This window comes from Streptomyces sp. NPDC002793, assembly GCF_040295485.1.
Lineage (GTDB): Bacteria > Actinomycetota > Actinomycetes > Streptomycetales > Streptomycetaceae > Streptomyces.
Map to the genome: position 1 here is coordinate 153,119 of NZ_JBEOVL010000016.1, position 20,358 is coordinate 173,476.

Genomic DNA, 20,358 nt, shown 5'->3' on the forward strand with positions numbered 1-20,358 from the left:
GCTCGACAGGATGCAGCAGGCACCGGTCCTGGTGAGCGCGGCCGATCCCGCCTCGGAGGCCTGGCAGGCCAACGAGGCGGCGCATCACGCGCTCACCGAGGAGCTGCGCACGCGGCTCGCCACAGCACGGCTCGGCGGGGGTGAGAAGGCCCGCGCCCGGCATGTGGCGCGCGGCAAGCTGCTGCCCCGGGAGCGGGTGGACACGCTGCTCGACCCCGGCTCGCCCTTCCTGGAGCTGGCGCCGCTCGCGGCCGAGGGGCTCTACGGGGGCGCGGCTCCGGCGGCGGGGGTGATCGCCGGAATCGGGCGGGTCAGCGGCCGGGAGTGCGTGATCGTCGCCAACGACGCGACCGTCAAGGGCGGCACGTACTACCCGATGACGGTGAAGAAGCACCTCCGCGCCCAGGAGGTGGCCCTGGAGAACCGGCTGCCGTGCCTGTACCTGGTGGACTCCGGGGGTGCGTTCCTCCCGATGCAGGACGAGGTGTTCCCCGACCGGGACCACTTCGGCCGGATCTTCTACAACCAGGCCCGGATGTCGGGTGCCGGCATCCCGCAGATCGCCGCGGTCCTCGGTTCGTGCACGGCGGGCGGGGCGTACGTGCCGGCCATGAGCGACGAGGCCGTCATCGTCCGGAACCAGGGCACGATCTTCCTGGGCGGTCCCCCGCTGGTGAAGGCCGCCACCGGTGAGGTCGTGACGGCGGAGGAGCTGGGCGGCGGCGAGGTGCACTCCCGTACGTCCGGGGTCACCGACCACCTCGCCGAGGACGACGCGCACGCGCTGCGGATCGTGCAGAACATCGTCGCGACCCTCCCCGGCCGTGTCCCGCTCCCCTGGTCCGTGGAGCCGGCCGAGGAGCCGAAGGCGGACCCGGCGGGGCTGTACGGGGCGGTGCCCGTCGACTCGCGTACGCCCTACGACGTGCGGGAGGTCATCGCCCGGGTCGTGGACGGCTCGCGCTTCGCCGAGTTCAAGGCGGAGTACGGCCAGACGCTGATCACCGGTTTCGCCCGGATCCACGGCCACCCCGTCGGCATCGTCGCCAACAACGGCATCCTCTTCTCGGAGTCCGCCCAGAAGGGCGCCCACTTCATCGAGCTGTGCGACCAGCGCGGCATCCCCTTGGTGTTCCTGCAGAACATCTCCGGCTTCATGGTCGGCCGGGACTACGAGGCCGGGGGCATCGCCAAGCACGGCGCCAAGATGGTGACGGCCGTGGCGTGCACCAGGGTGCCGAAGTTGACGGTCGTGGTCGGCGGTTCGTACGGCGCCGGGAACTACTCCATGTGCGGCCGGGCGTACGGGCCGCGCTTCCTGTGGATGTGGCCGAACGCCAAGATCTCGGTCATGGGCGGCGAGCAGGCCGCCTCCGTGCTGGCGACCGTCAAGCGTGACCAGATCGAGGGACGCGGCGAGGAGTGGCCCGCCGAGGAGGAGGAGGCGTTCAAGGATCCGGTCCGCGCGCAGTACGAGCAGCAGGGCAGCGCGTACTACGCGACCGCCCGGCTCTGGGACGACGGTGTGATCGACCCGATGGAGACCCGGCAGGTGCTGGGGCTCGCCCTGACCGCGTGTGCCAACGCCCCGCTGGCCGAGAAGGATCCCAGCGGTCCCGGTTTCGGCGTCTTCCGGATGTGATGTGAGGACTTCCATGTTCAGCACTGTTCTGGTCGCCAACCGTGGCGAGATCGCGGTCCGGGTCATCCGGACCCTGCGCGAGCTCGGCGTGCGGTCGGTCGCCGTCTTCAGCGACGCCGACGCGGACGCCCGGCACGTCCGGGAGGCGGACACGGCGGTACGCATCGGGCCCGCGCCCGCCGCGGAGAGCTATCTGTCGGTGGAGCGGCTGCTGGAGGCCGCCCGCCGCACGGGCGCCGAGGCGGTCCACCCCGGATACGGCTTCCTCGCCGAGAACGCCGGCTTCGCCCGGGCCTGCGCGGAGGCGGGGCTGGTCTTCATCGGCCCGCCCGCCTCGGCGATCTCGCTGATGGGCGACAAGATCCGCGCCAAGGAGACCGTCTCCGCCGCCGGGGTGCCGGTGGTGCCCGGTTCCTCGGGGAGCGGTCTCACCGATGCGCAACTGGGCGCGGCGGCCCGGGAGATCGGGATGCCCGTGCTGCTGAAGCCGTCGGCGGGCGGCGGCGGCAAGGGCATGCGGCTGGTGCGCGAGGAGGCGCTGCTGGCCGACGAGATCGCGGCTGCCCGGCGTGAGGCGCGTGCCTCGTTCGGCGACGAGACCCTGCTCGTGGAGCGGTGGATCGACCGTCCGCGCCACATCGAGATCCAGGTCCTGGCCGACGGCCACGGCAACGTCGTGCACCTCGGCGAACGCGAGTGCTCGCTCCAGCGCCGCCATCAGAAGATCATCGAGGAGGCGCCCTCGGTCCTGCTCGACGAGCGGACCCGCGCGGCGATGGGTGAGGCGGCGGTGCAGGCGGCCCGGTCCTGCGGGTACGCCGGTGCGGGCACGGTCGAGTTCATCGTGCCGGGCAGCGATCCCTCCTCGTACTACTTCATGGAGATGAACACCCGCCTCCAGGTCGAGCACCCGGTCACGGAGCTGGTCACCGGCCTCGATCTGGTGGAGTGGCAGCTGCGGGTGGCCGCCGGTGAGCGGCTGCCGTACGCACAGTCCGACATCACGCTCACCGGGCACGCCGTCGAGGCCCGAGTGTGCGCGGAGGACCCGGCGCGCGGTTTCCTGCCGTCCGGCGGCACGGTGCTGGCGCTGCACGAGCCGCAGGGTGGCGGGGTGCGGACCGATTCGGGGCTCAGCGAGGGCGTGCCGGTCGGAAGCACGTACGACCCGATGCTCTCGAAGGTCATCGCGTACGGTCCCGACCGGGCCACGGCACTGCGCCGGCTCCGCGCGGCGCTGGCGGACACGGTGGTGCTGGGCGTCCCGACGAACGCGGGCTTCCTGCGCCGGCTGCTGGCCCATCCGGCGGTGGCCGCGGGCGACCTGGACACCGGGCTGGTGGAGCGCGAGGCGGACGGCCTGGTGCCGGACGGGGTACCGGAGGAGGTGTACGCGGCGGCGGCGTTGCTGCGGCAGCCGTCCCCCGCGTCCTCGGGCGGCTGGGTCGATCCGTTCTCGGTGCCCAGCGGCTGGCGGCTGGGCGGCACTCCCGCCGAGACCTTCCACCACTTCCGTGTCCCGGGGCACGACCCGGTGCGCGTGGGGCTGCGTACGGGCGCGGGGTCCACGGCGGAGCTGACGTTCGGCCACGCCGGGGACCGGGGGGTCCCGGCGGACGCGTGCGGTCCCGTGCCGTCCCTGCCGGGCGCGGAGAGGTCCCGGCTCGTCGAGGTGTCCGGGCGGCGTGTCGTCGTCGAACTCGACGGCCTGACGCACGCGTTCAGCCGTGCGTCGTCCCCGGACGGGGTCTGGCTCGGCCGGGACGGGGACGCCTGGCACGTCCAGGACCACGATCCGGTGGAGGCCTCGCTCAGCGGCGCCGCCAGGTCGGGCGCGGACACGCTCGCCGCGCCGATGCCCGGGACCGTCACGGTGGTGAAGGTGGCGGTCGGGGACGAGGTCGTGGCCGGGCAGAGCCTGCTGGTCGTCGAGGCGATGAAGATGGAGCACGTCATCTCCGCCCCGCACTCCGGGACCGTCACCGAGCTGGACGTCACCGCCGGTGCCACGGTCGCCATGGACCAGGTCCTGGCCGTGGTGGCCCCGAGGGAGGAATCGTGACCGACACCGGACTGCCCATGACGGTGCCCGAGCGGGGGCTACCCGCCCGGGTCCGTATCCATGAGGTCGGCGCCCGCGACGGGCTGCAGAACGAGAAGACCGTCGTACCGACCGGGGTGAAGGCGGAGTTCATCCGCCGGCTGGCGAGGGCCGGGCTCTCCACGATCGAGGCGACCAGCTTCGTGCACCCGAAGTGGGTGCCCCAACTGGCGGACGCCGAGCAGCTGTTCCCGCTGATCGGGGATGTCGCGGACGTCGGGGACGTGGCCCTGCCGGTCCTCGTGCCGAACGAACGCGGCCTGGACCGGGCCCTCGCGCTCGGTGCCCGCCGGATCGCCGTGTTCGGTTCGGCGACCGAGACGTTCGCCGCCCGCAACCTCAACCGCACGGTGGACGAGTCGCTCACCATGTTCGAACCGGTCGTGTCACGGGCGAAGGCAGCCGGGGTGCATGTGCGGGGCTATCTGTCGATGTGCTTCGGGGACCCGTGGGAGGGCGCCGTGCCCGTACCCCAGGTCGTCCGGGTCGCGAAGGCGCTGATGGACCTCGGCTGCGACGAGCTCTCCCTCGGCGACACGATCGGCGTGGCCACGCCGGGCCATGTGACGGCGCTGCTGACCGCGTTGGACGAGGCGGGGGTGTCCACCGGCGCGACCGGGGTGCACTTCCACGACACGTACGGCCAGGCGCTGTCCAACACCCTGACCGCGCTCCGGCACGGGGTGACGACGGTGGACGCCTCGGCGGGTGGCCTCGGCGGCTGCCCGTACGCGAAGAGCGCGACCGGAAATCTCGCCACCGAGGATCTCGTGTGGATGCTCGACGGCCTCGGTGTCCGGACCGGGGTCGACCTCGGCGCACTCACCGCCACCAGCGTGTGGATGGCCGAACAACTGGGCCGCCCGAGCCCGTCCCGTACCGTCCGCGCGCTGTCTCACAAGGAGTGAAGCGTCCATGTCCCTTGACCACCGGCTGACCGCCGACCACGAGGAACTGCGCCGTACCGTCGAGGAGTTCGCACACGATGTGATCGCCCCGAAGATCGGCGACTTCTACGAACGCCACGAGTTCCCGTACGAGATCGTGCGGGAGATGGGGCGGATGGGCCTGTTCGGCCTGCCCTTCCCGGAGGAGTACGGCGGCATGGGCGGCGACTACCTCGCCCTCGGGATCGCCCTGGAGGAGCTGGCCCGGGTCGACTCCTCCGTCGCGATCACGCTGGAGGCCGGGGTCTCGCTGGGCGCCATGCCGGTCTACCGCTTCGGTACCGAGGAGCAGAAGCAGCGGTGGCTGCCGAGGCTCTGCTCGGGCGAGGCGCTCGGGGCGTTCGGGCTGACGGAGCCGGACGGCGGCTCCGACGCCGGCGGCACCCGGACGACGGCCGTGCTGGACGAGGCCGCCGGCGAGTGGGTGATCAACGGCTCCAAGTGCTTCATCACCAACTCCGGTACGAACATCACGGAGTTGGTGACGGTGACGGCGGTCACCGGCCGGAAGGACAACGGCGCCCCGCGCATCTCCGCGATCATCGTCCCGTCCGGCACCCCCGGCTTCACGGTGGCCGCCCCGTACTCCAAGGTCGGGTGGAACGCGTCGGACACCCGCGAGCTGTCCTTCTCCGACGTCCGCGTCCCGGCGGCGAACCTGCTGGGCGAGGAGGGCCGTGGTTACGCGCAGTTCCTGCGGATCCTCGACGAGGGCCGGATCGCCATCTCGGCCCTGTCGACGGGCCTGGCCCAGGGCTGTGTGGACGAGTCGTTGAAGTACGCGAGGGAGCGGCACGCCTTCGGTAAGCCGATCGGCGCCAACCAGGCCATCCAGTTCAAGATCGCGGACATGGAGACGCGGGCGCACATGGCCCGTATCGGCTGGCGCGACGCGGCCTCACGGCTGCTGGCCGGCGAGCCGTTCAAGAAGGAGGCTGCGATCGCGAAGCTGTACTCGTCGACGGTGGCGGTGGACAACGCCCGTGAGGCGACCCAGATCCACGGCGGCTACGGCTTCATGAACGAGTACCCGGTGGCCCGCATGTGGCGCGATTCCAAGATCCTGGAGATCGGCGAGGGCACCAGCGAGGTCCAGCGGATGCTGATCGCCCGGGAGCTGGGCATGGACGCCTGACGTACGCGCACGACAGCCGCCTTCCCTGGTCGCACAGGGGAGGCGGCTTTTCCTTGCGCCGGTAACGGAACGGCTGCTTCCCCTTGCCCTGTCCGCCCCCACCATGCAAGGTTAGGCTAACCTTCCTTCCCATCGTCGGCGGGCGCCCTGGGGCGCGTACGAAAGCAGACCCACTCATGCCCAACCTCCGGACCAGTCCCATCTCCCGCCGCGGCCTGCTGGCCGCCGGTGGCGCCGTCGGTCTCGGTGCCGTGCTCGCGGCCTGCGGCGACGGTGACGAGACGAGTCGCACCTCGGGTTCGGGTGCGGAGGAATCCGGTCCCTGGTCCTTCGAGGACGACCGCGGACAGACGGTCGAGGCCGAGTCCGTACCGAAGAACATCGTCGCGTTCATCGGCGTCGCCGCAGCGCTCCACGACTACGGCGTCGAGGTCAAGGGCGTCTTCGGCCCGACGAAGACCTCCGACGGCAAGCCCGACGTACAGGCGGGCGACCTCGACGTCAGCAAGGTCGAGGTGCTCGGCAACGTCTGGGGCGAGTTCAACGTCGAGAAGTACGCCGGGCTCGCACCGGAACTCCTCGTCACCGCCATGTGGGAGAAGGACGCCCTCTGGTACGTGCCGGACCAGTCCAAGGACAAGATCCTCAAGCTCGCCCCGAGCGTCACCCTGTGGGCCGCGCAGACCACCGTCCCGAAGGCGATCCAGCGCCACGAGGATCTCGCCGCCTCCCTCGGCGCCGACGTCAAGGCCAAGAAGGTCACCGACGCCAAGGCGGCGTTCGAGAAGGCGGCTGCCCGGTTGCGCGCCGCCGCCAAGTCCCGGCCGAACATCAAGGTCATGGTCGGTTCGGCCAGCCAGGACCTGTTCTACGTCTCCCTCGCCGAGACCTCCGCCGACACCCTGTACTTCCAGGAGCTCGGCGTGCGGTTCGTCGAGCCGAAGGTCAACGCGGCAGGCTTCTTCGAGGAGCTGAGCTGGGAGAACGTCGACACGTACGACGCCGACATCATCATGATGGACAACCGTTCCTCGGCCCTGCAGCCCGACGCCCTGACCTCCAAGCCGACCTGGGCGGGGCTGCCCGCCGTCAAGGCCGGCCAGGTCATCCCGCGCACGACGGAGCCCATCTACTCCTACGACAAGTGCGCACCGATCCTCGACGCCCTCGCCGAAGCCATCGAGAAGGCCAAGAAGGTCAGCTGACCTCAGGATCCGGTCCGGCGCGCCCCCGGCCCGGACCTCCGCCGCCGCCCCGGTTCCCGGGAGGGCCCCTCACATCGTGGGAGCCGCCCGGGTCTCCGCGTGGCGGCGGCGCGGTTGGCCGAAGTGCACCGTACCGGTTTCAACCAAACCGCACAGTCGGTCGGTTGCACCCGTCGATGGCTGCATACCCCCCGACCCCCGAGGGTACATGTGGACTATTTCGGTCATTCATCCCCCGCTCGATGTGAATCCTGCCCGATTTCGGGCAGATTTCTTGCGTAGCGACACTGATCCACGCAATATCGACGAGTGCTCGAACGCCGCCAGACGCATGACGACCTCATCGACCACCTCGTACGATCCACCGCGCTCCAGCGCGGTGAGGCCGCCAGGGTGATCCTCGACGTGCTGGCGTACTTCGACGAGACGACCGAGGACTTCGTCCGGCGCCGCCACCGCGAACTGCAGGCGGGCGGCCTGGTGAACCCGGAGATCTTCGCGCGGATCGCGGCCGAGCTGCCGCACCGTGCGGTGGCGCCACCGGAGCTCTCGCTCCGCCAGCTGCGCCGCATCGTCTACGGCTGAGCGGGACGGACGGCAGCCGGGCACCGGACTTTTTGTACGTCGATGGAGGGGCAGAGACCTATGTGCGGGATCGTCGGTTACATCGGGAAGCGTGACGTGGCTCCGCTGCTGCTGGAAGGGCTGCAGCGGCTGGAGTACCGGGGTTACGACTCCGCGGGCATCGTCATCACGGGCAAGGCCTCGGCGGGGAAGCCCGGCGCCCTGAAGATGGTCAAGGCCAAGGGCCGGGTCCGCGAGCTGGAGGCCCGCGTCCCGAAGCGGTTCGCCGGCACCACCGGCATCGCCCACACCCGCTGGGCCACGCACGGCGCCCCGAGCGACGAGAACGCGCACCCGCACCTGGACGCGGAGAACAAGGTCGCCGTCGTCCACAACGGCATCATCGACAACGCCTCCGAGCTCCGTGCGAAGCTCGTCGCCGACGGTGTCGTCTTCCTCTCCGAGACCGACACCGAGGTCCTGGTCCACCTGATCTCCCGCTCCGGGGCCGCCACCCTGGAGGAGAAGGTCCGCGAGGCGCTGAAGTCCGTCGAGGGCACGTACGGCATCGCCGTCCTGCACGCCGACTTCAACGACCGCATCGTCGTCGCCCGCAACGGCTCCCCGGTCGTGCTCGGCATCGGCGAGAAGGAGATGTTCGTCGCCTCCGACGTGGCCGCCCTGGTCACGCACACCCGCCAGATCGTCACCCTGGACGACGGCGAGATGGCCACCCTCAAGGCCGACGACTTCCGTACGTACACCACGGAGGGCTCGACCACGACGGCCACGCCGACCACCGTCGAGTGGGAGGCCGAGTCGTACGACATGGGCGGCCACGACACGTACATGCACAAGGAGATCTCCGAGCAGGCCGACGCCGTGGACCGCGTGCTGCGCGGCCGCATCGACGACCGCTTCTCCACCGTGCACCTGGGCGGCCTGAACCTGGACGCCCGCGAGGCCCGCGGCGTCCGCCGGATCAAGATCCTGGGCTGCGGCACCTCGTACCACGCGGGCATGATCGGCGCCGGCCTCATCGAGGAGCTGGCCCGCATCCCCGCGGACGCGGAGCCCGCCTCCGAATTCCGCTACCGCAATCCGGTCGTGGACCCGGACACCCTGTACGTCGCGGTCTCGCAGTCCGGTGAGACGTACGACGTGCTGGCCGCGGTCCAGGAGCTCAAGCGCAAGGGCGCCCGCGTCCTCGGCGTCGTGAACGTCGTCGGCTCGGCGATCGCCCGCGAGGCGGACGGCGGCATGTACGTCCACGCGGGCCCCGAGGTCTGCGTGGTCTCCACCAAGTGCTTCACCAACACCGTCGTCGCCTTCGCGCTGCTCGCCCTGCACCTGGGCCGCATCCGCGACCTGTCGGTGGCCGACGGCAAGCGGATCATCGAGGGGCTTCGCAAGCTGCCGGAGCAGATCGGCCGGATCCTCGAGTCCGAGGACGAGATCAAGAAGCTGGCCGAGGAGTACGCGGGCGCGCAGTCGATGATGTTCATCGGCCGTGTCCGGGGTTACCCCGTCGCACTGGAGGCCTCCCTGAAGCTCAAGGAGATCTCGTACATCCACGCCGAGGCCTACCCCGCCTCGGAGCTCAAGCACGGCCCGCTCGCGCTCATCGAGCCGGCGCTCCCCACGGTCGCGATCGTCCCGGACGACGACCTGCTGGAGAAGAACCGGGCCGCGCTGGAGGAGATCAAGGCCCGCAGCGGACGCATCCTGGCCGTGGCCCACCGTGAGCAGGAGAAGGCCGACCACACGATCCTCGTCCCGAAGAACGAGAACGAGCTGGACCCGATCCTGATGGGCATCCCGCTGCAGCTGTTCGCCTACCACACGGCGCTGGCCATGGGCCGCGACATCGACAAGCCGCGCAACCTGGCGAAGTCGGTCACCGTCGAGTAGTGACCCCGGCCTCCCCGGAGGCACCCGAGAAGGCCTCTGACGCGGCGTCAGGGGCCTTTTCGGCGCCTCAGGGGATGACGATGACCGGACGCTGGGCACGGCGCGCGAGACGGCCGGCCACGGATCCGAAGATCCGGCCCACGATGCCGTGAGTGGAGCCGACGACGATGGCGTCGGCCGAATACTCCCGGCCGACCTCCTCCAGCTCGTGACAGATGTCGCCGCCGCGCTCCACGAGCACCCACGACACCTCGGCGAGATAGTCCGCGCAGGCCAGCTCGAGGCCGAGCACCTCGGTGCGGTGGTCGGGCACGTCGACGAAGACGGGTGGCTCGCAGCCGGCCCAGACCGTGGTCGGCAGCCGGTTGGCGACATGGACGATGATCAGCCCGGAACCGAGCCGGTTCGCCATGCCGATGGCATACGCGAGGGCTCGCTCGCTGGACGTGGAGCCGTCGAAGCCGACCACGACGCCATGCCGGAAGGCTGGATCGCAGGAGGGGCGCGACTCTGTGACCGGCTGCGGTACCGACCCGGGGTCGGCTACCTGCTTGCGGTCTACGGGTTCGGGGATTTCGTGACCGGCCATCGGTGTCTCGGCGAAGAGAGTCCTCGTGAGGAGGGAGCGGTTTCGGAGGTGTACCTGCGAGCGGTGAAGCTGTGTCCGGGAAACATCTTCCCAACCCCTTACCCCCAAGGGTACGGCGCCACTCCTCCACTGCCCAGCCCTCGCACAGCGCAGGCGGCAATGGAGGGAGCATGCCGGAGACCGCCTCGTATGGCAATGCCCGTTGCGTCCTACATCCAGCTCCTGGATGCTCTGACGCGTTCCGGTCAGACGCTACGGTCGGATTTCGCGTTGGCCCGAAGAGGACAGCCGAATGCGCCAAACGTTCCACCCGCCCGGGCCGTCACATTCCGCCATCGCGTAACTGCGGATCGTTCGCCCCCGAGGTTCTGAGGGCCCCGAGGGGCCCCAGAGGCGCATGGAGGCTCATGAGGCCAGGGGGCGTACGCCGGTCACATGACTGGATTACACGCATGCAACCATCGGTTTTCAGCCAACTTCGGCACGACCTGGTTCCCTTGACTTCACGGCCGCCCAACCCGCGCGCCACCAGGCAGGAATAGACCGGGCGGTACGCTTTGACCCTACGAGGACGGGCCATGATCGCGATGCGCACTTCCCTGCGGGGCTCGCGAGTGAAACGCTTCGTCGTCGAACGCTTCGCGCCAAGTTGCATTGTCGACATAGCGCCGGTGGGGGAACGTGTCACGCCGGCACCACGGGACGCAGTAGATTCGATCATGAGTGTCGAGGACTGGGGACGCGTGCGAGACCGAGGGGAAACGTGCAGGAGCGACAGGCCCGTAGGGACCAGAAAGACGCGAACACCGAGGGGGGCTTAGCGTCATGAGCCAGGACTCCGCCACCGCAACGGAGGCCGCACGGAAACTGACCGGGCGGCGACGCCGGGAAGTCGTAGCCGTACTGCTGTTCAGTGGCGGCCCTATATTCGAGAGCTCCATTCCACTCTCCGTCTTCGGAATCGACCGGCAGGACGCGGGCGTTCCCCGCTACCGCCTGCTGGTCTGCGGGGGTGAGGACGGGCCCCTGCGCACCACGGGCGGGCTCGAACTCTCCACGCCGTACGGCCTGGAGGCGATCAGCAGGGCCGGCACCGTCGTGGTGCCCGCCTGGCGGTCCATCACCTCCCCGCCGCCCATGGAGGCCCTGGACGCGCTGCGCCGCGCCCATGAGGAGGGTGCCCGCATCGTCGGACTCTGCACGGGGGCCTTCGTCCTCGCGGCAGCCGGCCTGCTGGACGGCCGTCCGGCCACCACACACTGGATGTACGCACCGACGCTGGCCAAGCGCTATCCGTCGGTACACGTCGACCCGCGTGAGCTGTTCGTCGACGACGGCGACGTGCTCACCTCGGCCGGGACGGCGGCCGGCATCGATCTGTGCCTCCACATCGTCCGTACCGACCACGGCACGGAGGCGGCAGGCGCGCTGGCCCGCCGACTCGTCGTGCCGCCGCGACGCAGTGGCGGCCAGGAGCGCTACCTGGACAGGTCTTTACCTGAGGAGATCGGCTCCGACCCGCTCGCCGAGGTCGTGGCCTGGGCGCTGGAGCATCTCCACGAGCAGTTCGACGTGGAGACGCTGGCCGCGCGTGCCTACATGAGCAGGCGGACCTTCGACCGCAGGTTCCGCTCGCTCACGGGCAGTGCGCCGCTCCAGTGGCTCATCACCCAGCGCGTGCTGCAGGCGCAGCGGCTGCTGGAGACCTCCGACTACTCGGTGGACGAGGTGGCCGGGCGCTGCGGCTTCCGCTCGCCCGTCGCACTGCGCGGGCACTTCCGCCGCCAGCTGGGGTCCTCCCCCGCCGCGTACCGGGCCGCGTACCGGGCCCGCCGTCCGCAGGGCGGGGCACCGGAGAGCGTCGGCGCGGTGCTGGAAACGTCCGTACCCGCCCAGGGCACGGCGTCGTCGAGTCGGCGGGCCGCGGCAGCGTCCTCCCCCGGCCCGTCACCGGTCACCGCGGCAGCCGCTCCCGTCGGTCCGGTGGAACGCCTCGGGCAGGGCTCGGAGGCTTACGTTCAGGGGCGCCCGGCCCTGCCGGGGCAGCGCACAGCCCCGTAGGGTGGGGCCCATGAACGACCGTATGGTGTGGATCGACTGCGAGATGACCGGGCTCTCGCTGACGGACGACGCACTGATCGAGGTGGCCGCGCTGGTCACCGACTCGGAACTGAACGTGCTCGGCGAAGGGGTGGACATCGTGATCCGCCCGCCGGACGCGGCCCTGGAGACCATGCCCGAGGTGGTGCGGCAGATGCACACCGCCTCGGGCCTCCTCGACGAGCTGGCCGGGGGCACGACCCTGGCCGACGCCGAGGAGCGGGTCCTGGCGTACATCCGCGAGCACGTGAAGGAGCCGGGCAAGGCGCCGCTGTGCGGAAACTCGGTCGGCACCGACCGTGGCTTCCTGGCGCGCGACATGCCGTCGCTGGAGGGCTACCTCCACTACCGGATCGTCGATGTGTCCTCGGTCAAGGAGCTGGCGCGCCGCTGGTACCCGAGGGCGTACTTCAACAGTCCGGACAAGAACGGCAACCACCGGGCTCTCGCCGACATCCGTGACTCGATCACGGAGCTGCGCTACTACCGGGACGCGGTCTTCGTGCCGCAGCCCGGCCCGGACTCGACCCGCGCCAAGGAGATCGCGGCGCGCCACGCGCCGGCCGTCGGAGCGTAACCGCACAGCCCCTGGTCACGGGCCCTCCGGGGCCCGTGGACGGGCCCGGAAGAACTCGTGCACGAGCACCCGCTCGGACCCTGTACACTTTTTCTCGGCCGGTCAGTGAAGCGACCGGGCGACATGGTGGGTATAGCTCAGCTGGCAGAGCACCTGGTTGTGGTCCAGGATGTCGCGGGTTCAAGTCCCGTTACTCACCCTGAATGATCAAGGCCCGACCTGCGAAAACAGGTCGGGCCTTCTTCGTGCCCAGAACTTTCGGGAACGCGGGGGGCACAGGGCCGCCCTGCTCCGGCGGCCCTGTGGATTACATCGCCCCCCTGTCCGGCCCTTGCGGCGGGGCAGGGGGCGATTCGTGCGTCCAGTCCAGGGTCACCCGCGTCGAGCGGCTCCGGACGGCCAGACCACATCCACTTCCAGTCCCGCCTGCCGAGCCTGCTCCACGGTGTCTGCCGTGCCGCCCTTGCCCGACGCAGGTGTGCCGTCCCACACCGCGACAAGACGATCGGCGCGACGCAGGAGCTCGGCGTTGGCCGCCTCGTAAGCCGATCGGTTCGCAGTCGCATGCGGCAGAGTAATGACGTCCTCGGCCGCCTCCACCAGGTGGTCGAAGACGGCAGCATGGGCCGGCTCCACCTTCGCGGCGCGGTAGTCCCGGGATGGGATCACCGCTACCAGGCGGCCTCCGATGGCGGTGACCTCTTCCGCGAAGAGGCTGTCAGCCCCGGCGGCGATGCACGACACCCCGGTCAGGTCGTCGCTGTACTCGGCGAGCAACTCGCGCAGCGCCGCCCGCACCAAGGGCACGCTGTCGTCGGTCAGGTCCATGTGCCCGGTCACGGCAAGTGTCGTCATGCGCCCGTTCCTCAACTCGACAGCAGGTCGCGGATACTATCGCGCGCTTCGCGCACGGGACGCGACGCACCATGTCCCACGGTCGACTGCCAGGGTTGTTTCGGCGGCAGCCGCCCGCAGGTCACCGGCGAGGAACTGGCATTCCGCCAGGCCGATGCGGTCAAGGGCGTGGGAACGTCCGGCCTCGGCACCGCGGCGCTCCAGGGCGGTCCGGATTTCGTCGGCTGCTTGAGCTGCGTGCCGACCCGGGTCGGCACGGGCGAGGTCAAGAAGCCTGCCCCCGGTGACCCCCGCGAGCTCGGCCTCGTCGAAGTAGGCGATCCAGTACGGCTCGTCGACGTCCGTGCCGGCGTCGGCGAGGTCTTCGGCCGCTTTCCCGGTGGCCCGGTGGAATCCGGCGACGCGCCCTTGGGCCGCGTAGGCCCAGGCCTCTCGAGTGTGGAGCATGGCGCGGGCTCGGGGCCCGATCACTTCGCGGGCACCCTCCTGCGCAAGGTGGATCAGCTGGAGCGCGTCGTCGGCCCTGTCGCGGTACAGCATTTGCCGGGCCATTCCTGCCAGCACGTTGGCTCCGAAGGCCAGGTCTCCTCCGGCGTGGGCGGCACGGAGGGCAAGGCGGTAGTAGTCCTGCGCCCGCTGGTGCAGTCCGATATCCCAGGCCATGGTGGCCGCAGTACCGGCCAACTGCGCCATGACGCGGTACAGCCTGTCCCTCACGGCTGAGGCCTGGTGATCGTCAAGGGCGCCGGAGACCTCCGAGAGCTGACCGAGGACCGCTTTTCTCCGCAGGCCACCGCCGTACTGGTGGTCCCACTGGCGGAAGGCCCGTGCGGTGGTCTCCAGCTCTTCGACTTCACGCATCCCGAGCCGCCCCGGGCGCCGTGGCTCCGAGACGGTGGCGGCAGGGATCAGCCAGCCTTCGAGGCTGTCGAGAAGCGCAGGGCCGGATACTGCGACACCTGCGAGAGCCCGGGTGAGGGCCCGTCGGTCCATCACGAGATCACTCCTGGTGAGGTGGGTAGCCAGGTCCACGGTGGTGTCGGGCCGCCACGGGATCTCGTCCGGGTCAGGCCAGGCACCTCGAACGTCCGACCGAGCCTGCTGTGTTGTGTTGCGTGCGACTTCCCAGGGGCGCGGCGCGAGCCCTAGCAGGGCCCCCGGAATGCGGAGACCGTCGGCGATCCGGCACACGACGTCGAACGAGGTGACGCGCTGGGCCCCACTGATGATCGTGGACACCTTGCCCGGGGTGAGCTGGCAGGCGGACGCTATGCGGTTCTGGGAGAGGCCGCCCCACTTTTTGATCAGGGCGAAAGCAGCGGCGAAGTCGTGCTCGACGAGTGCTGCCCGGACGTCTGCTCTCTCGAGCACGTCCGAGGTGAGAAGGCCTGGGGTGGTGGCATCCATGAGCTGACTTCCGTTGCGATCCTATGCACGCGCAGGCGCCTTGTCGGAGCGCCAACGAGTGTATTGCCGCCTCGGTAACCCCCGCCGGTCATTCCGAAGCCGAGTCGGCGATACGACGCTGTAGTGGCGACGGAAACCGCAAGCGACGCGGAGAGAGCGATGGCGATGACGACGAAGGTGCACGAAGTGAACCGCGACGGCGGGATCCGAGTCCTGCGGGAAGCGGCCGAGGCCGTCCCCGTGTCCCAGGTCGAAGCCGTCTTCCGTCCTCCCACCCTGTCGGTGCCCCCAGCACGCGCCCGCTCAGCCCGCCCCACAGTGGCAGTGAAGGCCTCACCGGCCGGGACAGCGCTTGCCCCGGCATGCCGCATCGGCGAACACGATGAATGCCCTGGCCCCGCCGAGTTGCGGCTAACGGACGCCCCGGCCTGGGAGCGACCCGTCGAAGTGCACCGCTGTGCCTGCTCCTGCCACACCCACTGACCCCGTTCCGGCCAAGCCTCCCGCTCAGGAAATCCCGGCCGGGACGGTCGATTCCCGCCCAACCATCTCAACCGCTCGCGAAGGAGACACACGATGACTGCACGAGTCGACGACGGCAAGCACGGCGGCGCCCCCTCCGACAAACCATGGACACCTGACCCGGCCCCGGCTCCCTCCCCGGACGGCAGTCGCCCGCAGCGGCACACCCCGCAGCCGTGAGTACGGCGCAGGGGGCCGGCACGTACCCGGCCCTGGTCCAGGACCTCGCCGACCGTGGGCTGCTCGATGCCCGCTGGCGGCGGGCGTTCGAGGCCGTACCGCGCAGCCGGTTCGTCCCGCCGGACGTCTGGCGTCAGCTCCCCGACCGGTGCGAACCGGTCGTGGGAGCGGACGACTGGCTGGCTCTGGTCAATTCGGATGAGCCGGTCGTCACGCAGCTCGACGACGGGGCCGAGGGCGGTCCCTCCATCGCGACCTCGTCGAACTCGATGCCCTCGATGGTGGCCCGGATGCTCGGGCTGCTCGGTGTCATGGACGGGGACCGGGTACTGGAGATCGGCACCGGCACCGGGTACGTCGCCGCACTGCTCTGCGAACGGCTCGGCGACGAGCAGGTATACAGCACCGAGCTGGACCCCGTGCTGGCGCGGCAGGCGGCTGAAGCCCTCGTCGGCGCCGGGTACCGTCCGCATCTGCATGTGGGCGACGGCGCACAGCCGTTCCCCGGCATGGGCCTCGTCGACCGGCTGATCGCCACGTGTGCTCTCCGGTACGTCCCGCACGTCCTGGTCCGGCAGGTGCGTCCTGGTGGGGTCATCGTCGCCCCGCTCGTCCGCGACTTCTGGTCAGGCGCCCTGGTCCAGCTCCACGTCCAGGACGACGGGACCGCGGCCGGGCCGGTCTGCGGCAGCGCCATGTATATGCCGATGCGCTCGCACCGGCCGGTCGCCCACGCGATCGAGGGCAACGGCCGGACCCGCGCCGCCGGCCTGGACCCCGCTCGCGTCCTCGACCTCGGTTTCGCGCTCTACGCCGGGGCCAGACTGCCCGGCGTGCGGGTCACCGGCAGGGAGACCCCTGAGGGTGCCCGGGTCTGGGTGAGTCACGAGAACGGGGCCGCCGTCACCACGGCCTCGGGCGAGGAGGTCTGGCAGTACGGACCCGGCTTCCTGTGGGAAGAGGTCGAGCAGGCCTGGCGGGAGTACGAGGACATGGGCCGGCCCGACCCCGGACAGTTCGGGCTGACCGTGACCGCCGGCGGGCAACACGTCTGGCTCCGCGACCCGCACACCGTCATCGAGTCCGCGCGCCGGTAGGCGCACCACGGGTCAGGTCCGCAGCCGGAGGTGCACGTCCCGTTGCTCACCCCCGGGCGCAGGGCCGTCGCCCGGGGCAGCTCGGCGACGGCCGCCGCCGTTTGTCCATGCGGCGTGGTGGGGAGGACTCCGGTACCGATCATTTCCTGGGGGAGGGATGCGAGGATGCTGGCTGAGTCGCTGATCGCACTGGCGGCAGCGGGTGGCACCGCGGTGGTGCAGGCGGCAGGGACGGAGATGTGGGAGAGCGTCCGGGACGGGGTGGTCCAGTTGTGCCGCCGTGGGCCGGGCCGGCCCGAGGAGGCCGAGCCGGACGGCGAGCTCGAACGCAGGCTGGATCAGACCGCACGGGTCATCGCCTCGGACGGCTCGGAGAGCGACGGCGAAGCACAGTTCTGGCGGGACAACTTCCTCGGGCTGCTCAGCAGTGCGGAGGACGGGGCCCGGCAGCGAGCCGAGGCGGAGCTCACGCGGCTGGTCGAGTCGGTGCGGGAGGCCCAGGCACGCCCGGGAACGACCGTCCACGGCAACACGTACGACCGGTCACCCCAGCAGATCGGCGACGGCAACCACATGCAGATCCACTACGGCCCTGATGCGTGAAGCGGTATGAATGCCGATGACCCGCAAGGCACGCATGTGACGGGAAACGCGTACAGCCGGAGTGTCCACCAGCAAGGGGACAACAACTCCGCCGTCGTCAACCACCACTACCACGCCGCGCTCCCACCCGGCAGAGCCCATGTGGTGGGCCGAATGCCCGCCGTCGGCCGGTGGATCGACCGGGAGAACGAGGTCAGGGAACTGCTGGCCCGGCTGGATCCCGGCCGTGGCGCCCCGGGGCCCGTGGTGGTCCACGGGCCGGCGGGGGTGGGCAAGACCTTCCTGGTCCGGGCGGTGGCTCAAGAGGCACGACGATCCCGACGTCGCTGGTTCAGCGGTGAGTTGTTCATCGGCGTGGACAACCGCCCCGGCGACGCGGACACCGTCACCGACGTGCTGGGCCAGGCACTGCGCCTGCTGGCCCCGGCACTGAGCAAGCCCGTGCCCCCGTCGGTGTCACACGCCGAACAGCGGGAACTGTTCGGCCGCTTCCTGCTCGAGCACGCCGATCAGCACGGCAAACCCACGCTGATCGTCGTGGACGGCGCCACGGGCGCCGACCAGGTCGCCTCGCTCCTACCGCCCGGCGACACCGGGCGGCTCCTGGTCACCAGCCGATCACAGCTCGCCGAACTACTCCACGAGCACGCCAGTTTCCACGTGGTCGACCGTCTCGCACCGTCCGACGCCGTCGCCCTTCTCGACTCCGTCGTCACGCACGCACTCGGCGGGGACCGGCGCGTCGCCGACGATCTCGAAATGGCGCACGAGGTCGCCGAATTCTGTGACCGGCTGCCGTTCGCTCTCATGCGAGCCGCCCAACTCCTGGTCGCCGGACCGGGCATGTCCGTCGCCGGGCTGCGCGACAGGCTCACCGACGTCTCACGGCGCCTCACCGAACTCGGCGCCGGAGACCAGGGAATCCGGTCGACGCTCGGCGCGTCGCACCAACTGCTCCAGGAGCAGGCCCGGGAACTGCTCCGGCTCCTGCCGCTCCATCCGGGGCCCCACATCGGTGCGCATGCCGCAGGCGCACTCGCGGGGATCTCTCCGCTCCGCGCCGACGAGTGCCTGCGCGCACTGCACGACCTGCGCTTCCTCGAACGAAGCACCGGCTACGACGGGTACCGCTTCGAGTCCTTGGTACTTCTCTACGCACGGGAACGTGGCCAGGAGGTCGCCGCAGACGAACAGGTAGCCGCGCTCAGAAGGCTCCTGGAGCACTACCTCGTGACGGCCAGGATCGCCGTCGCCAGGCTCCTCGACGAGCGTCCGAGCGCGGGCGTCAGCGCGCAGCTCAGGGCCCTCGCACCACACTCCGCCGCCCGCGCGACGACGGGCTTCGCGACGCCCGACGACGCGCTCGCCTGGTTGGACGCGGAGCGGCCGAGCCTGGTCGCCGCCGTCGTCCACACCCACGACCACCCGTCGTTGCCGGACCACGCCGTGGACCTGACGCTCTCCCTGACACCCTTCCTCGACCTGCGGAACCACTGGGACGACTGGGTGCTCACCCACCGGCAGGCAGCCCTCTCGGCACAGCGCTCAGGCGACTGGGCGGCCGAGAGCCTCCTGCTTCGGGAGACCGGCCGGGCCTACCACCAGCAGGGACGGCTCGATGAGGCGTTGGCCTGCTACCGGGAGGCGATCGAAGCCTGGGGTGCCACCGACAGGAGCACCCCGGTCGAGGCGGTCTCACTCATGTACCGGGTGCTGAGCGAACTCGACGACCCGCTGGAGTCCGACCACCACGTCGCAGCGCTGGAGAGCGTGCTCTCGACGGTCGAGCAACGACTCGGAACCTCCGCGGACAGCGAGGTGGCCTTCGGGGACGGCGTGTACGACCCATCCCTTCCGCGCTCGCTCAGGCCGGTCACACGGAGAGCGATCGCGGCCGTCCTGAACAATCTCGGTGTAGCCGATGCCCGGCGCGGAGACCTCTCGCAAGCCCTCATCCGGCACGAGAGGGCCGCCCGCCACAGTCACCAGGCCAGGGACCGGCAGGGGGAGGCCGAATCCCTCCTGCACCTCGGCAACATCCACCTGCACCGCGGAGACCTGCCCGGCGCCCAGGAGTGCTACCTGCGCGCCTATCGTGACTTCTCGGCAGCGGACGAGTTCGGCCGGGGGCAAGCCGCGTACAACTTGGGGCTCGCCCACGCTTCGGCCGGCGAGGCCCGGGAGGTACGGCGATGGATGGACATCGCTGCAGGGCACTTCGCGACGATCGATTCGGACGCGGCACGGCGTCTGGAGGGTCAGCTCCAGGAGGTCCGACGCCTCACTCGCCCACGCGTCGGTCGCCGTGACGCCCTGCGACGGATTCCCCTGCTGCCTCTCAGCCCCCTCGTCGTTCTGCCACCGCTTGCCGCACTCCGTCTGGAGGACCTCCTTCCGGACACACACCCCGGCCTCGTCCTTCTGGACAGCCTGCCGGATGCCAATGCGGCATTTCACGGTCTGGTCGACCCGGCGGTCCCGGACGACGAAACACTGGCGGCCCTCCCCATCGGTTCCTCGGCCGGCCCAGGCGCACCCGTCGGCTCGCGGCTGCCGATCGACGCCGCAGAGGAGGAACCGGAGCCCCCGGTCGAGCTCCACGACACCAGCAGATCGCGTACGCGGGTCACGGGTGGTGGCCACTACAGCCTCCCGTCCTCCGACAACCACAGCGCGTCCTCGACCTACGACAGCGGATACAGCTCCTCCTCGTCGTCGTCCTCCTCCGACAGCTACGACAGCGGATACAGCTCGTCCTCGACGTACGACAGCTCCTCCTCTTCCTCCTCCGACAGCTACGACTCCGGATCCAGCAGCAGCGACTACGACTAAGGGGCTGCAGATCATTAACACGTCGTCTTGATCTTGTTGTGGGGCTCGCCGGTTTGGGTGAGGACCCGGGCTTGGAGGGCTGTGAGGGCGA

At 70.3% G+C, this 20,358-nt stretch carries 16 protein-coding genes and 1 tRNA gene; 14 read left to right on the forward strand and 3 right to left on the reverse strand.

The window, feature by feature from the left end; genetic code table 11:
• The first annotated feature begins 10 nt into the window (after positions 1-10).
• The 7 genes from ABT001_RS18315 to glmS all read left to right on the forward strand — a co-directional run bounded on the left by ABT001_RS18315 (position 11) and on the right by glmS (position 9,505).
• Positions 11-1,642, forward strand: coding sequence for a carboxyl transferase domain-containing protein (locus ABT001_RS18315; protein ID WP_351278308.1), 1,632 nt, complete (start codon positions 11-13; stop codon positions 1,640-1,642).
• A gap of 13 nt (positions 1,643-1,655) precedes the next feature.
• Positions 1,656-3,704 carry an acetyl-CoA carboxylase biotin carboxylase subunit gene (locus ABT001_RS18320; protein WP_351278310.1) on the forward strand — a complete coding sequence of 683 codons (2,049 nt, stop codon included), beginning with the start codon at positions 1,656-1,658 and terminating at the stop codon, positions 3,702-3,704.
• On the forward strand, positions 3,701-4,651 hold the full coding sequence (locus ABT001_RS18325) for a hydroxymethylglutaryl-CoA lyase (RefSeq protein ID WP_351278312.1): 951 nt from the start codon (positions 3,701-3,703) through the stop codon (positions 4,649-4,651). The genes ABT001_RS18320 and ABT001_RS18325 overlap by 4 nt, the downstream gene beginning before the upstream one ends.
• Before the next feature lie 7 nt (positions 4,652-4,658).
• Complete coding sequence (locus ABT001_RS18330) at positions 4,659-5,825, forward strand: acyl-CoA dehydrogenase family protein (RefSeq protein WP_351278315.1); 1,167 nt, start codon at positions 4,659-4,661, stop codon at positions 5,823-5,825.
• A 176-nt stretch (positions 5,826-6,001) separates the two neighbouring features.
• Positions 6,002-7,030, forward strand: coding sequence for an ABC transporter substrate-binding protein (locus ABT001_RS18335; protein WP_351278318.1), 1,029 nt, complete (start codon positions 6,002-6,004; stop codon positions 7,028-7,030).
• A gap of 309 nt (positions 7,031-7,339) precedes the next feature.
• Positions 7,340-7,615 carry a hypothetical protein gene (locus ABT001_RS18340; protein ID WP_351278320.1) on the forward strand — a complete coding sequence of 92 codons (276 nt, stop codon included), beginning with the start codon at positions 7,340-7,342 and terminating at the stop codon, positions 7,613-7,615.
• 60 nt (positions 7,616-7,675) lie between these two features.
• Positions 7,676-9,505, forward strand: a complete 1,830-nt coding sequence (gene glmS / locus ABT001_RS18345) for a glutamine--fructose-6-phosphate transaminase (isomerizing) (RefSeq protein ID WP_351278323.1) — start codon at positions 7,676-7,678, stop codon at positions 9,503-9,505.
• A gap of 67 nt (positions 9,506-9,572) precedes the next feature.
• Here the strand turns inward: glmS and ABT001_RS18350 are convergent, their stop codons facing one another.
• On the reverse strand, positions 9,573-10,094 hold the full coding sequence (locus tag ABT001_RS18350; protein ID WP_351278326.1) for a universal stress protein: 522 nt from the start codon (positions 10,092-10,094) through the stop codon (positions 9,573-9,575).
• Between the two features lie 825 nt (positions 10,095-10,919).
• Here ABT001_RS18350 and ABT001_RS18355 point away from each other — a divergent pair.
• From ABT001_RS18355 to ABT001_RS18365, 3 genes are all read left to right on the forward strand, one after another.
• Complete coding sequence (locus ABT001_RS18355) at positions 10,920-12,155, forward strand: helix-turn-helix domain-containing protein (protein ID WP_351278328.1); 1,236 nt, start codon at positions 10,920-10,922, stop codon at positions 12,153-12,155.
• A 10-nt stretch (positions 12,156-12,165) separates the two neighbouring features.
• Positions 12,166-12,771, forward strand: coding sequence for an oligoribonuclease (gene orn, locus ABT001_RS18360; protein WP_351278331.1), 606 nt, complete (start codon positions 12,166-12,168; stop codon positions 12,769-12,771).
• Positions 12,772-12,897: 126 nt separating this feature from the next.
• Positions 12,898-12,970, forward strand: a tRNA-His gene (locus ABT001_RS18365).
• A gap of 173 nt (positions 12,971-13,143) precedes the next feature.
• Here ABT001_RS18365 and ABT001_RS18370 read toward each other — a convergent pair.
• Positions 13,144-13,626 (reverse strand): hypothetical protein, encoded by a 483-nt coding sequence (locus ABT001_RS18370; protein ID WP_351278334.1) that lies wholly within the window; start codon positions 13,624-13,626, stop codon positions 13,144-13,146.
• A 36-nt stretch (positions 13,627-13,662) separates the two neighbouring features.
• Entirely contained in the window at positions 13,663-15,033 is a 1,371-nt protein-coding gene (locus ABT001_RS18375) for an NsdA family TPR-like regulatory protein (protein WP_351278336.1), read from the reverse strand.
• Positions 15,034-15,609: 576 nt separating this feature from the next.
• On the opposite strand from ABT001_RS18375, the gene ABT001_RS18380 reads away from it, so the two are divergent.
• From ABT001_RS18380 to ABT001_RS18395, 4 genes are all read left to right on the forward strand, one after another.
• Complete coding sequence (locus tag ABT001_RS18380; protein WP_351278340.1) at positions 15,610-15,735, forward strand: hypothetical protein; 126 nt, start codon at positions 15,610-15,612, stop codon at positions 15,733-15,735.
• Entirely contained in the window at positions 15,732-16,832 is a 1,101-nt protein-coding gene (locus ABT001_RS18385) for a methyltransferase domain-containing protein (protein ID WP_351278343.1), read from the forward strand. The genes ABT001_RS18380 and ABT001_RS18385 overlap by 4 nt, the downstream gene beginning before the upstream one ends.
• 165 nt (positions 16,833-16,997) lie before the next feature.
• The gene (locus tag ABT001_RS18390; RefSeq protein ID WP_351278346.1) at positions 16,998-17,435 is read left to right on the forward strand and encodes a hypothetical protein; all 438 of its coding nucleotides are present in this window, start codon (positions 16,998-17,000) and stop codon (positions 17,433-17,435) included.
• A gap of 36 nt (positions 17,436-17,471) precedes the next feature.
• Complete coding sequence (locus ABT001_RS18395; protein WP_351278348.1) at positions 17,472-20,267, forward strand: AAA family ATPase; 2,796 nt, start codon at positions 17,472-17,474, stop codon at positions 20,265-20,267.
• Positions 20,268-20,358 lie beyond the last annotated feature (91 nt).

What these genes read in the sequence shown, in the direction of transcription:
- ABT001_RS18315 (WP_351278308.1), top strand. Translation starts at nt 11, where the DNA reads ATGCAGCAGGCACCGGTCCTGGTGAGCGCGGCCGATCCCGCCTCGGAG.
- ABT001_RS18320 (WP_351278310.1), top strand. Translation starts at nt 1,656, where the DNA reads ATGTTCAGCACTGTTCTGGTCGCCAACCGTGGCGAGATCGCGGTCCGG.
- ABT001_RS18330 (WP_351278315.1), top strand. Translation starts at nt 4,659, where the DNA reads ATGTCCCTTGACCACCGGCTGACCGCCGACCACGAGGAACTGCGCCGT.
- ABT001_RS18335 (WP_351278318.1), top strand. Translation starts at nt 6,002, where the DNA reads ATGCCCAACCTCCGGACCAGTCCCATCTCCCGCCGCGGCCTGCTGGCC.
- glmS (WP_351278323.1), top strand. Translation starts at nt 7,676, where the DNA reads ATGTGCGGGATCGTCGGTTACATCGGGAAGCGTGACGTGGCTCCGCTG.
- ABT001_RS18350 (WP_351278326.1), bottom strand. Translation starts at nt 10,094, where the DNA reads ATGGCCGGTCACGAAATCCCCGAACCCGTAGACCGCAAGCAGGTAGCC.
- ABT001_RS18355 (WP_351278328.1), top strand. Translation starts at nt 10,920, where the DNA reads ATGAGCCAGGACTCCGCCACCGCAACGGAGGCCGCACGGAAACTGACC.
- orn (WP_351278331.1), top strand. Translation starts at nt 12,166, where the DNA reads ATGAACGACCGTATGGTGTGGATCGACTGCGAGATGACCGGGCTCTCG.
- ABT001_RS18370 (WP_351278334.1), bottom strand. Translation starts at nt 13,626, where the DNA reads ATGACGACACTTGCCGTGACCGGGCACATGGACCTGACCGACGACAGC.
- ABT001_RS18375 (WP_351278336.1), bottom strand. Translation starts at nt 15,033, where the DNA reads ATGGATGCCACCACCCCAGGCCTTCTCACCTCGGACGTGCTCGAGAGA.
- ABT001_RS18380 (WP_351278340.1), top strand. Translation starts at nt 15,610, where the DNA reads ATGACTGCACGAGTCGACGACGGCAAGCACGGCGGCGCCCCCTCCGAC.
- ABT001_RS18390 (WP_351278346.1), top strand. Translation starts at nt 16,998, where the DNA reads ATGCTGGCTGAGTCGCTGATCGCACTGGCGGCAGCGGGTGGCACCGCG.